The following is an 18,602-nucleotide window of genomic DNA, read 5'->3' on the forward strand; positions in this document are numbered from 1 at the left end:
AAGCCCGGACAGGCCCCTGAGCGGCAGCATGAGCGCCCCGATCAGCAGCGGCGCCACGAGGTAGAACTGCCATTCCAGCGAGATGCTCCAGGCCTGGCCCAGAAAGGCGAAATCGGTATCGGGCAGCCAGTCGGCCGGGACCACCCCGTGCAGCGCCACGAGATGGGCGAGGCTGTGCGGCAGGGCGTTGTCGATCGAGTTCTGCGCGATGTCGACGCGGCGGGCGTTCATGTAGCCCTCGCCCGCGGCCATCTGCCAGGTGTCGAGCGCGACCCCGGCGAGCAGGATCGAGAGCCCGAGATAAAAGAGATAGATCGGAAAGATTCGGAAAAAGCGTTTGCCGAGGTAGTCGGGATAGGGGTCCGAGCGCTTGAGCAGCATCGCGGTGATGGCGAAGCCGCTGAGGATGATGAAGACATCGACCGCGTAGCCATTATAGAGCTTGGTCTGACCGATGGCGGTGGGGATGTCGGCGGTGGTGGACCAGTGGCCGATCACGACCCAGAGCGCCATGATGCCGCGCAGGCCTTCGAGTTCTTTTACATATTTCATGCGTCAATCCGAATTCAGGAAATAGCTGTCGTCCAATCGCAGGGCGACCATAGCACAGGGCACCCGGAACCCGGCACGGGAAATGCAGGCGGCGGGGGCGCCGCGTGCGTGGAGCCTCGCGCTGCCTGTTAAGCGCTCACCCCGGGCTGCGGGCGAGCCAGTCGAGGAAGGCGCGGTCGGGGGTGCGGGGGGCGGTGCGGAGCGTGGCGCGCCACTGGGCCTCGAGCGCGTAGACGTCCTCGCCGGGGCGGCGCTTGCGGGCGGCGTCGAGCGTCTCTGGCGCGAGGGGGGCGGATGCGGGTTCCGTTACAGCAGTTTGAGCGGCCGCGCGCGGGGTGACGGCGATGATGTCGCCGGGCTCTTCGGTGAGCTGGTAGTCGGGCAGGGTGTCGGCGCGGATGATCTCGCGCAGCATGGCGCGGAAGACGCGGCGGGGGCTTGAGGAGCCGGACTTCTTCAGCAGCGTCTCGACCGAGGCGCGCCATTCGGGTTGGCGGCCGCAGTGTTTGCGCGCGAGCTCGTAGAGCCGCCGCTCCAGCGGTTTGCGCAAGGTGAAATAGTCGCGGCTCAGCGTGAGCACCGATTTCGACAGCACCGCGCGGAAGAGCCAGTCGGAGAGCGTCACGCTCACGCTGACCATCCGCCCCGCCCGGGTGCGGCGCACGATCTCCCAGCTTTCGATCAGTCCGAAGCCCGAGGTCACCTCGGTGCGGTCGCTCTTGGGCCCGGTGGCGATGTTGGTGGTGATGCGGGTGCCGGCGAGCCGCTCGAAGGCATCGCGCAGCCGGCGGTAACCATCGCCGGAGGTCTCGCGGCGGGTGGCTTGCAGAAGGTCATGCGCGGTGAGGGTGAGCGTGCGCGAGACCGCCCGCCCGGCGTTGATCCCGGCCATGAGCTGGGAGATGCAGAAGATCAGGATGTCGGCGTCGAAGATCGTCGCGCGGCCCTTCACGCTGGGGGTGATGGTGATCTCGGCGTCGTTGTGGGTGTAGCTCAGGATGCGCCGGTCGGGCCGGGTGGAGAGCGAGAAGATCGGATGCTCCATGCTGGCCAGATCGTGTTTCGGGCTGACCCCGAAGAAATCGCAGACGAAGAAATCCCGCGTCTGCTGCACACCGTGCAGCGATGAGGCCAAAGCCCCCTGCCCTGTCGTCGCGGCCATGCCGTTCGTCCCGTTACCTGCTCAAGCGCGATCCCGGTTACCCTCTTGGCGGGGCCCGTTTGGGATTCGTCGTTTCATTGACGCCCAGCCTAGTTATCCACAAGGCCCCCGTCCAGCACGAGCGCGCGCGCCATCGGGGGATCGGAGTCACAGCAGCGGGGTTTCAGAGTCGCCTTATCGTGGGATCAGAGTCACCCCGCAGTTCGAAAAGAGCCCTATTGCCCTGATTTCACGGAAAATCCAAAGAGAAGGCTTGCCCCGTAACTCTCATATAACCCAAATATAACCAGAAATTCTTTTCCGCACCCGCGCCCCGGCCGGGCACACGGATAAAACCCCCCTGAAATTGCTAAGAAAAGACAGAGCATGTGACATCGCTCCTTGCGTGTGACGCGTTTCGCGGTACACTTTGGAAAACACATAACATCGAGGGCGACATGAGCAGCGACACCCCCCCTCCCTATTTCAACATCTCGCCCGATCGGGCACTCTCGGAACTTGGGGCGCCGACCGATACGGGCGGGTTTGCCGCCATCGCCGAAGCCTGCCAGCGCGGGCGGCAGGATCTGGTGGACCGAGGGCTGAACGAGGCCGGGCGCAAGGAGCTGCGCCTGTTCTCGACCTGGGAGATCACCAAGTATCTCATCCCCGTGGCCGCCGCCCATTTCCGCCGCGTGCTGCGCCAGAACCCGGACCTGCCCCAGGGCATCGCCAAGACCGAGGGCGGGGCGAAGTGGTTCACCCTCGACGAGGTTTTGCGCCTGCGCGCCCATTTCGGCGCCGAGGGGTCCAAGACCAAGGACTATGTCCCCTATCGCCCCGAGGGTCAGCCGGCCAAGATCGTGGCCGTGGCCAATTTCAAGGGCGGCGTCGGCAAGACCTCGACCTGCGCCCATCTGGCCATGTCGGCGGCGCTCGACGGCTACCGCGTGCTGGTGATCGATCTGGACAGCCAGGGCTCGATGACCTCGATCTTCGGCGGCACGGTGGAGGATGAATGGTCCACCGTCTTCCCCCTTCTGGCGCGCCACTACGCCCGCGCCCAGCAGGCCGACAACCAGCGCCGGATCGACCGGGGCGAGGCCCCCGTGGCGCTGGACGACACGCTCTCGGAGGCGCTGAAGATGCGCGCGGGCGCGCTTGTCCAGCCCACCCACTGGCCCAACATCGACCTCATCGGCGCCCAGCTCAACCTCTACTGGTCGGAGTTCCAGATCCCGGTCTGGCGGATGCAAAGCCGCGGCTGGAAGCTCTGGGACGCGCTGGTGGAGGGGTTGGAGGCCGACGGGATCCTCGATGACTATGACCTCGTCTTTCTCGACACCCCCCCTGCCCTTGGCTACCTGACGATCAACGGGCTCTCGGCGGCCGATATCCTGCTGGTACCGATGGGCGCGTCTTTCCTTGAGTTTGACAGCACGGGCCGTTTCTTCGACATGCTGCATTCCACGTTCCAGTCCATCGAGGAGGGCGAGAACATCGCCGCCCGGGCGCTTGGCCGGCCCGAGATGGCCTTCGAGTGGGACGCGGTGCAGGCGGTCATCACCCGCTATGACGGGGCGCAGCAGGCGGAGATGGCCGGTCTCATCCAGGCCTATCTGGGCCGGACCCTCTCGCCCTTCCGGCAGGATTACACCGCGCTGATCGGGCAGGCGGGCGAGAGCGTGAACGGCATCTACGAGGCCGATTACCGCGATTTCAACCGCGAGACCTATGCCCGCGGCCGCGCGACCTTCGATGCGAGCTATGCGGCCTTCAAGACGCTCCTTCTGGGGATCTGGCGGCGCGATGAGCTGGCCGCCCGGGATGCGGGCGTGACGGCGGCGGAATGAGGGGCCCTGCCCTGCTCTTCCCGCCCACCCCTCCGCGCGCCGCGTTTTCGCATGCGAAACATTTCGACCGAAACATGTCGCCCGCAACATTTGAGGCAGCCCCTGCCCGCTTCTGAAAGGATCCCGCCATGGCCAAGCGCAAGAGACTGACCCCCGCGACCCGCCCCGCAGAGGCGGCGCCCGAGAGTCTGGCCGACACGCCGCCCGCCGATCTGGAAACCAAGTCGGTGTTCCAGCGCTATCCGATGGGCGTTGCGCCCAAGCCGCGCGCGCCGATTGCCCAGGTGGCCGGCGCCAGCGCGGCGCAGGCGGCGCTCGAGGAGCTTTCGGCCGAGATGAGCCGTGCCCGCGACGAGGGGCGGATCGTGCAGCGGCTGGCGCTCGATGCGATCACCGCCGATCATCTGGTGCGCGACCGGCTGGCGCTGGACGAGGCCGAGCTTGCCAGCCTCAAGGCGAGCCTGAAGGCGCGCGGCCAGCAGACGCCGATCGAGGTGGTGGACCGGGGCGGGGCGGGCTACGGGCTGATCTCCGGCTGGCGGCGGCTTCAGGCGATCAAGGCGCTCCGCGAGGAGACGGGCGAGACCCGGTTCGACAAGATCGACGCGCTGATCAAGCCGATCGGCTCGGTCTCGGAGAGCTACGTGGCGATGGTCGAGGAAAACGAGATCCGGGCCGCCTTGAGCTTCTACGAGCGTGCGCATCTGGCCCATGAGGCGGCGCGGATCGGGGTCTATCCCGACACGGCCACGGCGATCGCGACGCTCTTTGCCAACGCGGCCCCGGCCAAGCGCTCCAAGATCGGCAGCTTCGTGCGGCTGCACGGGGCGCTCGGCGGCGCGCTGCGGTTCCCCGAGGCGATCCCGGAAAAGCTGGGGCTGGCGCTGGTGGCGGCCTGCGAGGGGCAGGAGGGCTTCACCGCGCGGCTCAAGGACGCGCTGCGCAAGACCCCGCCCGAGACCGCCGCCGAGGAGCGCGCGGCGCTGGAGGCGGCGCTGCGGCGCTCTGGTGCGCGCTCTGGGGGGCGGGCCGAGACATCCACAGCCACACCGGAAAAGGGCCGCGCGCGCCGCGAGGTTGCGCCGGGCGTCACGCTGGAGGCCCGGGCGGGCAGGGTGGTCCTGTCGGGTGCGGCGGTGACGCCGGAGCTTGTTGAGGATCTGGAGGCCTGGCTCGCGGGGTGCTAGGGTTTCGCATGCGAAACCCGTCAACCTAAAGTAGCGGTTTCGCGTGCGAAATCCGCCGGCATACAGGAGCCGTTTCGCATGCGAAATCCAGATCACGCGACAGGTTTCGCATGCGAAACCTTGGGGCGGCGATGGGATGAACCGAGCAGGGCCCCGGCGCTCCGTTTTGTAAGGGTAATTCCGGTTTTTTACTCCGAAAAATTTTTTATTTTCAATGACTTAATGGGGCGTCTTTCGCGCGCGAAACCTCAGGGCAGCAGGAGCGGCAAGGCATCGCGGTTGAGCCAGCAGATCGCCCCGTTGAGCGCAAGCCCCCCCCCGAGAAAGAGGATGTCGCCGGTCAGGTCCAGCGCCTTGTAGGGGCGCATGAAGCGGATCAGCAGCGGGTAGGTCGCCAGCGCGGCGATGCCCGGCGCGAGGATCGCCGCCATGATGCCGAAGGGGCCGATCGTGGCGATTATGAACCCCACCTGCACGATGGCGGTCACCGACTGGATCTGGAACATCCGGCGCGAGTCGCCCATCGACATGAGCGCGTTGGCATAGCCCTCGAAGACGATCTGCGGGATCGCCGCGAGACAGATCATCACGATGATCGGCCCGGCGAGCGCGTAGCGCGGGTCATAGAGCAGATCGACCAGATCGCGCGCGATGAGGGCCAGCACCGCGTTGCAGCCGAGGATCGCGAGGATCAGCAGCCGCCGGGCGCGCAGCATGTGTCGCGCGTTCTCGGCGCTCTCCCGCGGCGGGCGCTTGCGGTAGAGCGGAAAGATCACCGCCCGCGTCACCACCCGCATCAGCGTGAAGGGCAGCACGCCGAGGATATAGCCGATGTTGTAGATCCCCAGCAGCGCGGTGGAGATGTAGACCCCGAGGATCGCCTTGTCGCTCTGGGTGATGGCGAAGGTGGCGAGCGTGCTGAGGAAGATGAACTTGCCGAAATGGAACACCTCGCGCACCGCCTCGGGCTCCCACCGCAGCCGGTTGCGCAGACCGGGCAGGTAGATCTGGTAGAGCACAAGCCGCACCGCGACGGTGAAGAGGCTGCCGAAGACCAGCGCCCAGACCGAGCGGAAGGCGAGCGCGAAGAGCACCATGAAGACGATGCCCGCCGCCTGCGAGACGAGCTGGATCACCGTCTGGCGCATCAGGTGGAGATTGCGCCGCGCGGTGGCGAGGTTGGTGGTCACGAAACCCGACATCAGCGGGCTCAGCCCCATCGCCAGCAGCATCGGTATCAGCAGCGGCTCGTCGTAGATCCGCGCCACCGGCCAGGCGAGCGCGGCGCAGGCAAGGCAGAGCACGATCCCGCGCAGGATCTGCATCGTCCAGACGGTGTTGAGAAAATCGGGATCGTCGCCGCGTTTGCTCTGGATGATCGAGGCCTTGAGGCCAAGGTCCGAGAACATCTGCACCCCGGTGGTGAAGACGCCCACGATCGCCATCAGCCCGAAGGCCTCGGGGAAGAGCAGCCGCGTCAGGACGATGTTGGACAGCAGGCGCAGGGCGTTCTGGCCGCCGAAGTTGAGCACGGAAATCGCCGTGCCGCGCAGGGCGAGCGCCTTGAGGCCATCGCCGCGCATCAAGGCCGACAGCCGGGCCGTGGCGGCGCGCATCAGGCGGCGCTCTCCGGCTGGGCGGCGGCGAGCGCGGCCTTGAGCGGCTCCAGCCCCGAGACCTGCGTCACCAGCCCGTCGGACCCCCAGGCCTCGATATAGCGCTGGATCTTGCCGTACATGTTGTCGAGCGAGATGTGGGGTTTGCGCATCAGCCCGCAGAGCAGGTGGGCGTGCAGCCGGTCGCTGACCACCAGCTCGCCGCGCGCCAGAAGCCGCACCCCGTAATTGACCCGGTACCACGCCTGGCGGCGGTACATCGCCTCGCGGCGGCGCATGAGCGCGGTGCTGCGGGGCAGGGCGGGGGCGAGGACTTTCTCCACCACCCGGTCGAGCGGCGAGCGGGCGCGGAACTGGGGCCGCCAGTCATCGACCGGGCCGCGGGTTTCGAGATAGGGCAGGATATCGTCGTTGACCTTCTCCTTGTCGAGCCGCAGCAGCGACAGGATCCGGGCCTCGGGCGCGGCGGGGGCCTTGAGGTGCCACATGTTATGCGCCGCGTCGGGACACATCACCACGGGGCAGTCGAATTCGCGTTCCACGAACTCGAAGCTCGGGGTGTCGCGCACGAGCATGGTGAAATCGGGGTGCTGGCCGATGAGGCGTTTGGTCTCTTCCAGCGTCTCGCCGTCATGGGCGGCGTAGTGGACCGACTGGGCCATCTGGATCACCTGGCGGTGGCGGTAGCGGTCGATGATGGCGTGGCGGAACATCTGGTGCTTGCGCCAGACGCTGCCGAAATTGCCGCCGCCGTGGATGAAGAGCGGCCCCTCGGGGCAGAAGTCGTCCACGTCCTCGCGGTAGCTGGTGAGCGAGCAGACGTAATCGGCGGGGCGGCCGGCGTGGGCGTCGAAGAACTCCAGCTCGCCGGTGTAGATCGCGCTGTCGCCGACGTTGGGGTGATCGGGGAAATCGAGCAGCGCATAGGGCGCGCCGGGGGCGAGGAAGCCGGCCACGGCCCCCGCGAAACGGTCGATCATGGCGCGGGTGTGCAGATCGGCGGGCGAGGGGGCGCCGCCGGTGGTCGAGGTGGCGCCAGCGGCCACCTGGGGGGAGGGCGCGCTTTGGCCCGTCTCGGTTTGCATCTGCGGCTCCTTTGCCCGGCTCGCCCGGGGGTCATGTGCGCGGCGGGGGGCGCCGCCCGATGTGCTGCGGGCCCCGCCGGTATCCGTGGCCATCTATCGTTGCGATTTCGTGAAGGTCAACCGAGCCCGCGGCGCGCGCGCGGGGCAGGGGGCGGGGCCGTGTCCATCCTGCCCTATCCGGGGCGTTTGCCCGCCGCGTTTGCCTGTATGGCTTGCGCCCGTTTGCGCAACAGCCCCAGCCCCGCGATCCCCGCCACCATCAGCGGCAACCCCCCGGGCAGGGGCATGTGCGGCGGCTCTTCCAGCGGTGCGGCATCATCCCAGCGGGCGAGGTTGATGATGTCCCATTCGTACGTCGGGCCGGAGTAGAGGTAGTGTCCGGTGTGGTCGGAGGTGTATTGGCGGTCATCGCTTGTGTAGGTGTAACTCATCCCTTGGGGCGAGAAGAACCCCCAGGGCCCATCGGTGAAATTGTACCTCCCGACGCAGCAGCCGTAGAGGCTCGAGATGTGGAATAAATCCACATCGCCGGCGATGTAGTCATAGCGGCCCAGATCGCGGCAATCGGTGAAGCCGCCGATACAGCGTTCGAGCATGTCGAGATTGCCCGTGATGTCATCGAAGGTCGCGCGCAGGCGCTGGCCGCCGCGGATCTCGCCGTAGCGGTCGCCGGTGACGTCGTAGTCGTAGATAATCGGAGGGCCATAGCCGTAGCGCGGGTCATCGGGGACGATGGCGCGCTCGATCCAGTCGTAGGTGATGGCGCGGAGCTGGAGATCGAACTCGTAGGTGATGGTGCGGGCGGTGCCGGCCGTGGCCAGCAGGCAGACCACAAGAGCGCCCAGAAGGCGGATGACAGCCGTACTCATGACCCACGGCGGCGCAGCAGACGCCATACCAAGCTCCCTTCAAAGTCTTCAAAAAATACCTATCCGAAAGGATATAGTGATTCCGCCGCGAAGACAAAAAACTTGCAACCTTTGGTTAACCATCCCCCGGCGGCGGGGCGCGCGCGCGGGGGGGCGCGAAACCGCGCGGGATGGAGGGGCGGGGAAGACCGGCTTATAGGCATGTTAAACAAATCTCTGACAGGGTCGCGCGCGACCCCGCGGCGCGGCTTTTGCGGCTGGGGGAGTTGTGATACCGCAAGGGCATGAAAAGGCAGCACCATGTTTGACTGGTCCAACCTGCGGGGCGGCTCCGAGGCCGAGCCTGGTCCCGAATCTGGCCCCGAATCCGGCCGCGTATCTGGCCCCGAATCCGGTCCCGAATCTGGTGACGGCTCTGGTGATCCCGCGCGGCGGGTGGCGGTGAACATGGCCACGCGCGCGGGGTTTCTGGGCGATATCGAGGCCCATCTGCGCGAGGGGCGCGGCTTCACAGTAGCGACGCTCAACCTCGATCACGTGGTCAAGCTCCAGCGCGATCCGGCCTTTCGCGCGGCCTATGCCCGCCACAGCCACATCACCGCCGACGGCAACCCGATCGTGTGGTTCTCGCGGCTCGCGGGGCGCGAGGTGGAGCTTCTGCCGGGCTCGGAGCTGATCGCGCCGGTGGCGGCGCTGGCGGCGGCCCATGGGGTGCCGGTGGCGCTTCTGGGGGCGACGGAGGCCTCGCTGGCGGAGGCGGGCGCGGCGCTCGAGGCGGCGCATCCGGGGCTTCGGGTGGCGGCGCGGATCGCCCCGCCGATGGGGTTCGACCCGACCGGCCCGGGCGCCGCGGACTGCATCGCCGCGCTCCGCGAGAGCGGCGCGGGCCTGTGTTTCCTCGCCCTCGGCGCGCCGAAACAGGAGATTTTCGCCGCTCATGCGGCTGCGGCCCTGCCCGGCATGGGGTTCATGTCGATCGGCGCGGGGCTCGATTTCATTTCCGGGGCGCAGGTGCGCGCGCCGCTCTGGGTGCGCCGGATCGCGGCGGAATGGCTCTGGCGGCTGGCGCAGAACCCCTCCCGGCTGGCGGCGCGCTATGGCGCCTGTATCGCGCTCCTGCCGCGGCTCACGGTGTTGGCGCTGCGCAGCCGGCGGGCAGGGGCCGCACAGGGCGCCGAACAGGGCGGATGACAGCCGGATGATCCCGCCGCTTCCCGTTCTCTTCGTCTGGCCCGTCGTCGCCTATATCCTGTTCCAACGGTTCGACCGGCCGCGGGCGCTGGTGCTGACGATCCTCTTGGGCTACCTCTTCCTGCCCGAACATGTGGGCCTCAACCTGCCGGTGCTGCCGACGCTGGAGAAAAGCTCCATCCCGTCGCTCGCGGCCTGCGCGATGCTGTTTCTGCTCCGGCCCCAGGGCGCGGCGGCGCGGCGGCGGGCGGGGGAGGCCGGGCTGGCGGGGCTGGTGCCGCGCAGCCGGCCGATCCAGGTCCTGCTGCTGATGATGGTGGGCGGGGCCTTCCTGACCCCGCTGGCCAACGGCGATCCGATCCGCTTCACCGCCGGCGGGCTGCCCGGGCTCGGGATGTATGATTCCTTCTCCTCGGTGATGACCGCGGTGATCGGCCTCCTGCCGCTGCTTCTGGCGCGCAAGTATCTCGCCACGCCCGAGAGCCACCGGATGCTGCTCGGGATCCTCGCCATCGCCGGGGCGGGCTACGCCATTCTCGCGCTGTGGGAAATCCGCATGTCGCCCCAGCTCAGCGCCCAGATCTACGGCATCGGCGCGCGCAGCTGGGACCAGCAGCTCCGCGCCGGGGGCTACCGCCCGCTGGTCTTTCTCGAACACGGTCTCTGGCTCGGGATCTTCTTTGCCTGCGCCACGCTCGCGGCCTTTGCCGCCTGGCGCGCCGCGCCGCCCGAGACGCGCCCGCGCTACCTCGGGGCGGGGCTTGTGCTGCTGGTGACGCTGGGCCTGTCCAAGACGCTCGGCGCGCTGATGATCGTGATCGTGCTGCTGCCGGTGATACTTTTTCTGAGCGTGCGGCTCCAGATGCTGGTCGCGGCGGCGATCGCGGCGCTGGTGATCTTCTACCCGCCGCTGCGCAGCGCCGATATCGTCCCGGTGGACCGGGTGGTGGAATTTGCCCGCGGCATCTCGGCCGAGCGCGCCGGCTCGCTGCAATTCCGCATCAACAACGAGGACGCGCTGCTCGACAAGGCGATGGAGCGCCCGGTGCTGGGCTGGGGCGGCTGGGGGCGCGCGCGGGTCTATGACGAGGACGGGCGCGATCTGTCGATCACCGATGGCCGCTGGGTCATCGCCATGGGGCTCGGCGGGCTCACGCGCTATTTCGGCGAATTCGGCCTGCTGGCCGGGGCGCTGCTGCTGCTGGCGCTGCGACGGCGCAGCTTCGAGATCGACGCGGCGACGGCGGGGCTCTGTCTGGTGCTCGCGGCCAACCTTGTGGACCTTCTGCCCAACGCGGGCCTCACCCCGCTGACCTGGCTGCTGGCCGGGGCGCTGATCGGGCGGGTCGAACTGGCGCGGGTCCAGCCTGACGATGCCATGCCCGCCCCGGTCTCGCTGCGCGCCGGGCGCCGCTGGCGGGGGGGCGCGCCCGCCGCGCCAGACGCCAGCCCCGATCCCGGCCTCGTGACCGCCCGCGATCCCGCCGCCGACCCGCCGCGCCGGACGCGCTACACCCGTTTCGCCGGCCCCGCCACCGGGCGGGCGCGCAGCCCGCGAAAGGCCTGAGCCCATGCCCTATGAGACCTCCCCGACCCGCATCGGCGCGGTGGTGATCGGGCGCAACGAGGGCGCGCGGCTGGAGCTTTGCCTGCGCTCGCTTGGAGGGCTCGCGCGGCTGGTCTACGTGGATTCCGGCTCCACCGATGACAGCGTCGCCGCCGCAAGGGCGCTCGGGGCCGAGGTGGTCGCGCTCGACACCGACATCCCCTTCACCGCGGCGCGGGCGCGCAACGCCGGGCTCGCGCGGCTGACCGAGGGCGGCGAGCCCCCCGATCTGGTGCAATTCGTCGATGGCGATTGCGAGGTCCAGCCCGGCTGGATCGCCGAAGCGGCGGCCTTCCTTGCGGTGCGCCCGGAGGTGGCCGTCGTCTGCGGGCGCCGGCGCGAGCGCTTCCCCGAGGCCACGCTCTACAACCGCCTGACCGATATGGAATGGGACACGCCCGTGGGCGAGGCCCGCGCCTGCGGGGGCGACGCGCTGATGCGGCGCGCGGCGCTGGCGGCGGTGGGCGGCTACAACCCCGCGCTGATCGCCGGAGAGGAGCCCGAGCTTTGCGTGCGGCTGCGGCTGGCGGGGTGGAAAATCTGGCGGCTCGATGCCGAGATGACCCTGCATGACGCGGCCATCACCCGCTTTGGCCAGTGGTGGAAACGCACCCGCCGGGCAGGCCATGCCTATGCCCAGGGCGCGGCGCTGCACGGGAAGGGCCCCACGCGCCACAACGTGGCCCAGACCCGCCGGGCGCTGCTCTGGGGCGCCGCGCTGCCGCTCCTGACGCTGCTCGCCGGGGCGCTGAGCCCCTGGGGCTGGCTGCTGCTGCTGGTCTGGCCGCTGCAGGTGCTGCGCCTGATGCGACAGGGCAGACCGGCGGCGCAGGCGGTCTTTCTCACGCTGGGCAAGATCCCCGAGGCGCTCGGGGCGGCGGAGTTCTACCTGAGCCGCGCGCGCGGCCGCCAGAACCGGCTGATCGAGTACAAGTAGGAGCCCGCCACCAGATGTCCCAGATGCCGCAGCCCCTGTTGCCCTTGACCCCGTCCGCGCCGGACAGGCCCCCGCGCTCATGAGGGCCACCGCCGATCTCGACCGGCGCGCGGGCGCGGCGATGGCGGGGCGCGCCCGGCCGGTGGCGGCGCGCTGGCTCGCCCGGCCCTTCCCGCGCGGCGCGCGCTGCCGGGTGCTGATCTACTACACCACAAGCGCGATCTGCTGGTCGCAGGTCTATCCCTTCGTCCACTACGCCGAAGCCTTCGCCCGCCGTCATGGCGCCGCCGTCCGCTGCCTGCCGGTGGAGCGGTTCCTGACGGGGGCGCGGGGGCCGGAGGCCGATGTGGTCCTGATCCAGCCGTGGTTCACCACCCCGCCCGAGGCGCTGGCGCAGGCGCTGGAGCGCTTCGCCGCCCACCACCCGCGCGCGCGGCTCTCCTTCCTCGATTCCTTTGCCCATAACGATCTGCGCCTCGGCCCGGTGCTGGCCGATCACATCCGGTTTTACCTCAAGAAATCGCTCTTCCGCGACCGGCGGCTCTACCTGCGCGCCTGGCGGGGGGACACCAACCTCACCGAATATTACAGCGCGCTCTACGGCATCGATCCGGGCCCGCCCGTCGAGCGGGCCGTGCCCGAGGCGCTGCTGGACCGGCTTCGGCTCTGCCCCAGTTTCTTCACCGCGCCGCGCTTCATGAGCGGGTTCGACACGCCCCCGCCGCCGCAGGCGGGGCGGGGGCTCGACGTGCAGTCCCGGCTCGGCGCGCGCGGCACGCCCTGGTACAGCGCGATGCGGGCGGCGGCGCAGGCGCGGATCGCGGGGATCGAGGGGCTCAGCCTCTCGCCGCCGGGATCGCTCTCGCTGCCGGAGTTCATGGCCGAGCTGGCCGATGCGCGGCTCTGCTTCAGCCCGTTTGGCTATGGCGAGCTTTGCTGGCGCGATGTGGAGGCGTTTCAGGCCGGGGCGGTGCTGGTCAAGCCCGACATGGGCCATCTGGAGACCGCGCCGGAGCTTTACGATCCGGGCGAGACCTACCTGCCGATCCGCTGGGATTTCGCCGATCTGGAAGAGACCCTGCGCGGCGCGCTCGCCGATGAGGAGACCCGGAGCCGCATCGCCCGCACCGCCCACGCCCGGATCGCCGCGTATATCGCCGAAGAGCGCTTCGTCGATGACATGGATTTTCTGTTTTCAGATCAGTGACTTGATCGGATAAAGGCCGCGCCCCGCGCCGACCTGAGATCAGCGCGGGGCGGCCATTCGGGCCCGCCTCCGGGGGCGGGCGTCAGTCGGAGCCGAAGAGATCCCGGGTGAAGATCTTGTCCGCCACATCGGCCAGCTCGGGGGCGTGGCGGTTGGCGATGATCACGTCGCAGCTCTGTTTGAGCCGGTCGAGATCGTGGGTCACTTCGGAGCCGTAGAAATCCTCGTCGGCCAGCTCGGGCTCGTAGACGATGACCTCCACACCCTTGGCCTTGATCCGCTTCATGATCCCCTGGATCGAGCTCTGGCGGAAGTTGTCGGAGCCTTCCTTCATCACCAGCCGGTAGACGCCGACGCGGGCGGGGCTGCGGGCGAGGATCTGTTCGGAGATGAAATCCTTGCGGGTGCGGTTGGCGTCGACGATGGCCTGCATCAGGTTCTGCGGCACGGCCTGGTAGTTGGCCAGCAGCTGCTTGGTGTCCTTGGGCAGGCAATAGCCGCCGTAGCCGAAGGAGGGGTTGTTGTAGTGATCGCCGATGCGCGGATCGAGCCCCACGCCGCGGATGATGTTGCGGCTGTCCATGCCATGGACGAGCGCGTAGCTGTCGAGCTCGTTGAAATAGGCCACGCGCATGGCGAGGTAGGTGTTGGCGAAGAGCTTGATCGCCTCGGCCTCGGCAGCGGAGGTGTAGAGCACGGGCACATCCGTCTTGATCGCGCCCTCCTGCAGCAGGGCGGCGAAACGGTGGGCGCGGGGGCTGTCCTCGCCGACCACGATCCGCGAGGGGTGGAGGTTGTCGTAGAGCGCCTTGCCCTCGCGCAGGAACTCGGGGCTGAAGATGATCTGGCCGCTGCCGGTCTCGCCGCGGAGCTTGTCGGTATAGCCCACCGGGATGGTGGATTTCAGCACGATCACCGCCTCGGGGTTGATGCGCATCACATCGGCGACGACGGCCTCGACCGAGGTGGTGGTGAAGAAGTTGGTCTGGGGGTCGTAGTTCGTGGGGGTGGCCACGATGACGTAATCGGCCCCCGCATAGGCGGTTTCGGGGTCGGTTGTGGCGCTGAGGCGCAGCGGGCGCTCGGCCAGATACTCCTCGATCTCGCGGTCGCCGATGGGGCTCTGGCGCGCGTTGACCTGGGCCACCTTACCTTCGTCGATGTCGATCGCGGTGACATCGTTGCGCTGCGCTAGCAGCACGGCCATCGACAGGCCCACATAGCCGATCCCGGCGACCGCGATCCGCAGGCCGCCCTCGGGGGCGCGGGTTTGCTCAGCTCCGGGCATATGCATCCTCGTATCGCACGATATCGTCCTCTCCCAGATAGGCCCCGGTCTGGATCTCGATCAGCGCCATCGGCACCTTGCCGGGGTTTTCCATGCGGTGCACGGCGCCTAGCGGGATGTAGACGCCTTCGTTCTCGGTGACCAGACGGACCTCGTCGTCGATGGTGACCTTGGCGGTGCCCTCCACGACGATCCAGTGTTCGGAGCGGTGGTGGTGGCTTTGCAGGCTGAGCGAGGCGCCCGGGTGGACGACGATGCGCTTGACCTGGAACCGGCCGCCGATCACGAGGCTCTCGAACCAGCCCCAGGGGCGGTGGTCGATGGGGAAGTCCATGGCCTGTTTGGCGCCCTTGGCCTTGAGCGCGGCGACGGCCTCCTTGACGCGCTGGCCGTCGGATTTGCGCGCCACGAGCACCGCGTCGCGCATCGCCACGGCGACGATGTCCTCCAGCCCGATGCCCACGACCTCGAGCGCCTCGGACTCGCTGCGCAGCAGGGTGTCGCGGCAGTCGATGGCGGTGGCGTTGGTCGAGCAGACGTTGCCGCTCTCGTCGGGGCCGCTTTCCAGCCAGACCGCCTCCCAGCCGCCAAGGTCGGACCAGACCCCGGAATAGGGCATCGCCGCGAGGTTGCCGGCGCGTTCCATCACCGCGTAGTCGATCGAGATATCCTCCAGCCCGGCCCAGGGTTCGGGCGCGAGGCGGGTGAAGCCGAGATCGGCCGTGGCCCCCTCGACCGCGGCGCGCACGCCGGCCATGAGCCCGGGCGCGTGGGCCTCGAAGGCGGCGAGGATCGTCTTGACCGAAAACAGGAAAATGCCCGCGTTCCACAGGAAATTACCCGCCACGAGCATCTCGGCGGCGCGGGCGGCATCGGGTTTCTCGACAAAACCCGCGAGGGTCTGGGGCGCGCTGGCGCCCGCGTCCGCCCCGGGGGCGAGCTCGAGATAGCCGTAGCCGGTTTCGGGGCGCGAGGGCGCGATGCCGAAGGTCACCAGATCGCCCGCTTCGGCGCGGGGCAGGGCGGCGTCCACGGTCTCGCGGAAGCGCGCGGCATCGGGGATCACGTGATCGGAGGGGGCGACGAGCATCATCGCCTCGGGGTCGCGCGCCGCGAGCCAGAGCGCGGCGGAAAGGATCGCGGGCGCGGTGTTGCGCCCCTCGGGCTCGATCAGGATCGCCTGCGCGGGCTGGTCGATGGCCGAGAGCTGTTCGGAGACGATGAAGCGGAAGGCGTCGGCGGTGACGATCACCGGCGCTTCGAAGCCGGGCCCCGAGAGCCGTCGGGCCGAGGCCTGAAACAGGCTTTCGTCGCCGATCAGTTTGGAAAACTGCTTGGGGTAGGATTTGCGAGACAGCGGCCAGAGGCGTGTGCCCGCCCCTCCGCAGAGCAAGATGGGATGAACCCGCGCCATGTTGGTCCTCTGTGTCAGTGCGTCTCGCGAAGGTCTGACGGGAAAATATCTTTGAAGCGTAAAGACAAACCATAAAGACCCTTGAGGGGGTTCTAGGGGAAGGGGCGGCGGGCCCGCAAGCGCTTTGCCGCGCCGGGGGGCGCGCGCGGGGCAAAGCGTGGCAATTGCGCCCGCGCGCGGCTCAGATGATGTGCATCCGCCCGGTGGCGAGCGCGGCGGCGAAGACGATGGCATTGGCCAGCGCATGGGCCGCGATCGCATCCCACACCTCGCCCCGCCGGCGCATCACCCAGGACAGCGCGAGCCCCGCGGCAAACGCCTCGATCCAGCGGTCATGCAGCGCGGCGAAGAGCCCGGCCGTCACCAGCGCCGCGAGCACCGGCCCGACGCGGGGCCGCAGCTTGCCGTCGAGATAGTCGCGGAAGAACAGCTCCTCGATCACCGGCACCAGCAGGATCGTGCCCGCCGCGCGCAGGACCATCCAGCCCATGAGCCAGAGCCCGGTGAGCCCGGCATAGGACGGGGTGGGATCGTCCACGGGATAGGGCAGGGCGACCCAGCCGATCCCGATCGCCGCGCCCACCGCGAGCGCGGGGAGGGGGAGGGTCGCGGGGCGGGGCGGCAGCACGTGGCGGAAGGCGAAGAGCGCCGCCGCCATGGCCAGAGCGCGCAGCGGGTAGACCACGCCGGGGGCGGTGCTGAAGGCCTGGGCCAGCAGGGCGCTGAGCATGAAGATCGCGAAGGGCAGGATGCGCGCCGCCTGCGGATCGCGCAGCAGCGGCGGCGGCGCGAGGGCAGGGGCCGCGGTGGGGCCGGTTGTGGGGCCGGTTGCGGATCTGGTTGCGGGAAATTTCTGGAGCGCGGGCACGGAGCGCGCGGTGATCACGATGCCGATGGCGACCAGGGTGAACATGAGCCAGCCGGCGTGGCTGTGGAAGCCGCCGACGGCGAGCTCGGGGAAGCCCTCGATCCCGAGGATCAGCAGCGCCGAGATCCGCACCACGTTGAGCACCATGCTGACCGCGAGCCCCACCGGGTAGATCAGCAGCGCATGGGGAAAGCGCAGCTCGGCGCGGAACAGCACGAAGAAGATCGTGGAGAAGAGGGTGACAAGCGCGAGCCCCTCGATCCCCGAACAGACCGGGGCCACGTTGATGAAGAAGCCCTCGGCGCCGATGACCCGCGTGGCCGGGTCGGCGCCGACCTCGTAGCCCAGCGATTGCACCAGCGCCGAGACCGCGGCGAAGGTCAGGCCGGAGATGCTCTCGAGGTTCCACAACGGGCGCACGGCGATGGCGAGTTGCGGCGCGGCCACCCCGGCGAGCCCGATGGCCAGAAGCGTCCAGCCGTGGCCGGCCCAGAGCGCGCGCCAGCGCCGCGGCGGCGCCACGTAGCGCAGCATCCCGCCCAGCAGCAGCGCAAAGCCCGGCACCCAGAAGCCGAAGGTCAGCCGGAGCGTCGAGGTCCCGTCGCCCTCGCGCAGGAAGGCCACCGGGATCATGCAGATCGCCAGCCCCACAAGGCTCAGGCCCAGCGGCCAGCGCCCGGCCTGTCCGGCCTCGGCCAGAAGCGCGCGGATCGGCGCCGGGGTCAGCAGGGCGAAGAAGCACAGCACCGCCGCCAGCCCGTAGAGGCTCAGCATCGAGGCATTGGCCGCCCGGCAGGCCACGCCGGGCCAGTTGAGGTGACAGGTGAAATCGATGCCGTGTTTGTAGACCATGGCGATGAGCGCCAGTTCGGCCACCAGCAGCGCTCCGGCCAGCACAAGGGCGGAGGCGGGGGCAGGGCCGTCGGAGATCGGCATGTCCGTGGCCATCCTGCTCTCCTTCTGTCTCGGGGCCGGGCCGGTGCTGTCCTGCGCGCCCCGCGGCGGGGGCGCCGCCCGAACCGGACCGCGATCGGCCGGACTTGTCAATGCCGCGCGCGCAAGGGCCTGCCTGCGGCGACGGCGGTCAGCGACGGGGCGTCAGGCGCAGGGTCTCAGGCCAAGGTCTTAGGCACAGGATCTCAGGAGGAGCGGCGGGCGCGGGTGAGGGCGGCCAGACCGCCCAGGAGCAACAGCCCGCTGGCCGGAAGTGGCACGCTGGAGGGGGTGGGATCGGGGTCGTCCGGCTCGATTTTCTCGAGCTCGGTCACCACGAACACCGCCTCGCCCGTGTCGATGTCATTGGTCAGGCTCAGCCCGGGGGCGGCGATCTCGAACAGGACCGCGCCGCCGTCATAGCCGGCGAAGACCCCGTCCCCGAGGACGTTTTCGAACAGGAACTGGAAGATCCCGTCGCTGCCGGGCGCGCTGGTGCCGGCGGCCTCGTCGCCAAAGGCGCTCGCCCCGCCATCGTCGGTCAGGCTGTCGAGGAGCGCGGCGCTGTCGAAGAGGACGAAGGTGGCCTCGCTCGGGTCGGTCAGATCAAAGCTTTCCAGCGAGATGGTCAGATCGCCGGAGGTCGCGGCGAAGAAATCGGGCAGGAAGGAGAGCGCCTCGCCCGGCTCGACGCGGGCGATCTCGCTGCCGCGGCTGTAGCCGAAACTCTCGAGATTGAGCAGCGCGGCCTGCCCCGGCAGGATCAGAACCCCCAGGGTCCCGACAAAAGCGATGGCTGAGGTGAGGGCCGCGGTAGCGCCCAACGACACCTTACCGAACAAAATTCGACCGATG

15 protein-coding genes are annotated in these 18,602 nt (G+C 69.0%); 6 read left to right on the forward strand and 9 right to left on the reverse strand.

Annotation, left to right across the window (positions count from 1 at the left end; all coding sequences use genetic code 11):
- Together BM353_RS15375 and BM353_RS15380 are read right to left on the reverse strand one after the other, a co-directional pair.
- On the reverse strand, positions 1–552 hold a 552-nt coding region (locus tag BM353_RS15375; RefSeq protein WP_143104193.1), incomplete at its 3' end, for an acyltransferase family protein.
- 136 nt (positions 553–688) lie between these two features.
- A complete protein-coding gene (locus tag BM353_RS15380) occupies positions 689–1,714 on the reverse strand; it encodes a replication initiator protein A (protein ID WP_092082447.1) in 1,026 nt (341 codons plus the stop codon).
- A 437-nt stretch (positions 1,715–2,151) separates the two neighbouring features.
- Here BM353_RS15380 and BM353_RS15385 point away from each other — a divergent pair, with 437 nt between their 5' ends.
- Both BM353_RS15385 and BM353_RS15390 read left to right on the forward strand, forming a co-directional pair.
- The gene (locus BM353_RS15385; protein WP_092082449.1) at positions 2,152–3,546 is read left to right on the forward strand and encodes an AAA family ATPase; all 1,395 of its coding nucleotides are present in this window, start codon (positions 2,152–2,154) and stop codon (positions 3,544–3,546) included.
- A gap of 128 nt (positions 3,547–3,674) precedes the next feature.
- Complete coding sequence (locus BM353_RS15390) at positions 3,675–4,733, forward strand: ParB/RepB/Spo0J family partition protein (RefSeq protein ID WP_092082450.1); 1,059 nt, start codon at positions 3,675–3,677, stop codon at positions 4,731–4,733.
- A gap of 248 nt (positions 4,734–4,981) precedes the next feature.
- On the opposite strand, the gene BM353_RS15395 is transcribed toward BM353_RS15390, so the two are convergent.
- The 3 genes from BM353_RS15395 to BM353_RS15405 form a co-directional block, all read right to left on the reverse strand.
- The gene (locus BM353_RS15395) at positions 4,982–6,349 is read right to left on the reverse strand and encodes an oligosaccharide flippase family protein (protein ID WP_092082452.1); all 1,368 of its coding nucleotides are present in this window, start codon (positions 6,347–6,349) and stop codon (positions 4,982–4,984) included.
- Positions 6,349–7,434, reverse strand: a complete 1,086-nt coding sequence (locus tag BM353_RS15400) for a polysaccharide pyruvyl transferase family protein (RefSeq protein ID WP_177220571.1) — start codon at positions 7,432–7,434, stop codon at positions 6,349–6,351. The genes BM353_RS15395 and BM353_RS15400 overlap by 1 nt, the downstream gene beginning before the upstream one ends.
- A gap of 173 nt (positions 7,435–7,607) precedes the next feature.
- Positions 7,608–8,303: a VPLPA-CTERM sorting domain-containing protein gene (locus tag BM353_RS15405; protein WP_092082456.1), complete on the reverse strand. Its 696-nt coding sequence runs from the start codon at positions 8,301–8,303 to the stop codon at positions 7,608–7,610.
- Positions 8,304–8,603: 300 nt separating this feature from the next.
- Between BM353_RS15405 and BM353_RS15410 the strand changes: the two genes are divergently transcribed.
- The 4 genes from BM353_RS15410 to BM353_RS15425 all read left to right on the forward strand — a co-directional run bounded on the left by BM353_RS15410 (position 8,604) and on the right by BM353_RS15425 (position 13,244).
- Positions 8,604–9,494: a WecB/TagA/CpsF family glycosyltransferase gene (locus BM353_RS15410; protein ID WP_425439427.1), complete on the forward strand. Its 891-nt coding sequence runs from the start codon at positions 8,604–8,606 to the stop codon at positions 9,492–9,494.
- Between the two features lie 7 nt (positions 9,495–9,501).
- The gene (locus tag BM353_RS15415; protein WP_092082458.1) at positions 9,502–11,061 is read left to right on the forward strand and encodes a hypothetical protein; all 1,560 of its coding nucleotides are present in this window, start codon (positions 9,502–9,504) and stop codon (positions 11,059–11,061) included.
- A gap of 4 nt (positions 11,062–11,065) precedes the next feature.
- Positions 11,066–12,037 carry a glycosyltransferase family 2 protein gene (locus BM353_RS15420; protein WP_092082460.1) on the forward strand — a complete coding sequence of 324 codons (972 nt, stop codon included), beginning with the start codon at positions 11,066–11,068 and terminating at the stop codon, positions 12,035–12,037.
- A gap of 79 nt (positions 12,038–12,116) precedes the next feature.
- Complete coding sequence (locus BM353_RS15425) at positions 12,117–13,244, forward strand: glycosyltransferase (protein ID WP_092082462.1); 1,128 nt, start codon at positions 12,117–12,119, stop codon at positions 13,242–13,244.
- 82 nt (positions 13,245–13,326) lie between these two features.
- On the opposite strand, the gene BM353_RS15430 is transcribed toward BM353_RS15425, so the two are convergent.
- The 4 genes from BM353_RS15430 to BM353_RS15445 form a co-directional block, all read right to left on the reverse strand.
- Entirely contained in the window at positions 13,327–14,493 is a 1,167-nt protein-coding gene (locus BM353_RS15430; RefSeq protein ID WP_092082513.1) for a nucleotide sugar dehydrogenase, read from the reverse strand.
- Between the two features lie 25 nt (positions 14,494–14,518).
- Positions 14,519–15,946, reverse strand: a complete 1,428-nt coding sequence (locus BM353_RS15435; RefSeq protein ID WP_092082464.1) for a mannose-1-phosphate guanylyltransferase/mannose-6-phosphate isomerase — start codon at positions 15,944–15,946, stop codon at positions 14,519–14,521.
- 181 nt (positions 15,947–16,127) lie between these two features.
- Positions 16,128–17,762: an exosortase E/protease, VPEID-CTERM system gene (xrtE, locus tag BM353_RS15440; protein ID WP_092082465.1), complete on the reverse strand. Its 1,635-nt coding sequence runs from the start codon at positions 17,760–17,762 to the stop codon at positions 16,128–16,130.
- 191 nt (positions 17,763–17,953) lie between these two features.
- Positions 17,954–18,577, reverse strand: a complete 624-nt coding sequence (locus BM353_RS15445) for a VPLPA-CTERM sorting domain-containing protein (RefSeq protein WP_143104194.1) — start codon at positions 18,575–18,577, stop codon at positions 17,954–17,956.
- Between the last annotated feature and the right edge of the window lie 25 nt (positions 18,578–18,602).

Source organism: Poseidonocella sedimentorum (genome assembly GCF_900116005.1).
GTDB classification, from domain to species: Bacteria; Pseudomonadota; Alphaproteobacteria; order Rhodobacterales; family Rhodobacteraceae; genus Poseidonocella; species Poseidonocella sedimentorum.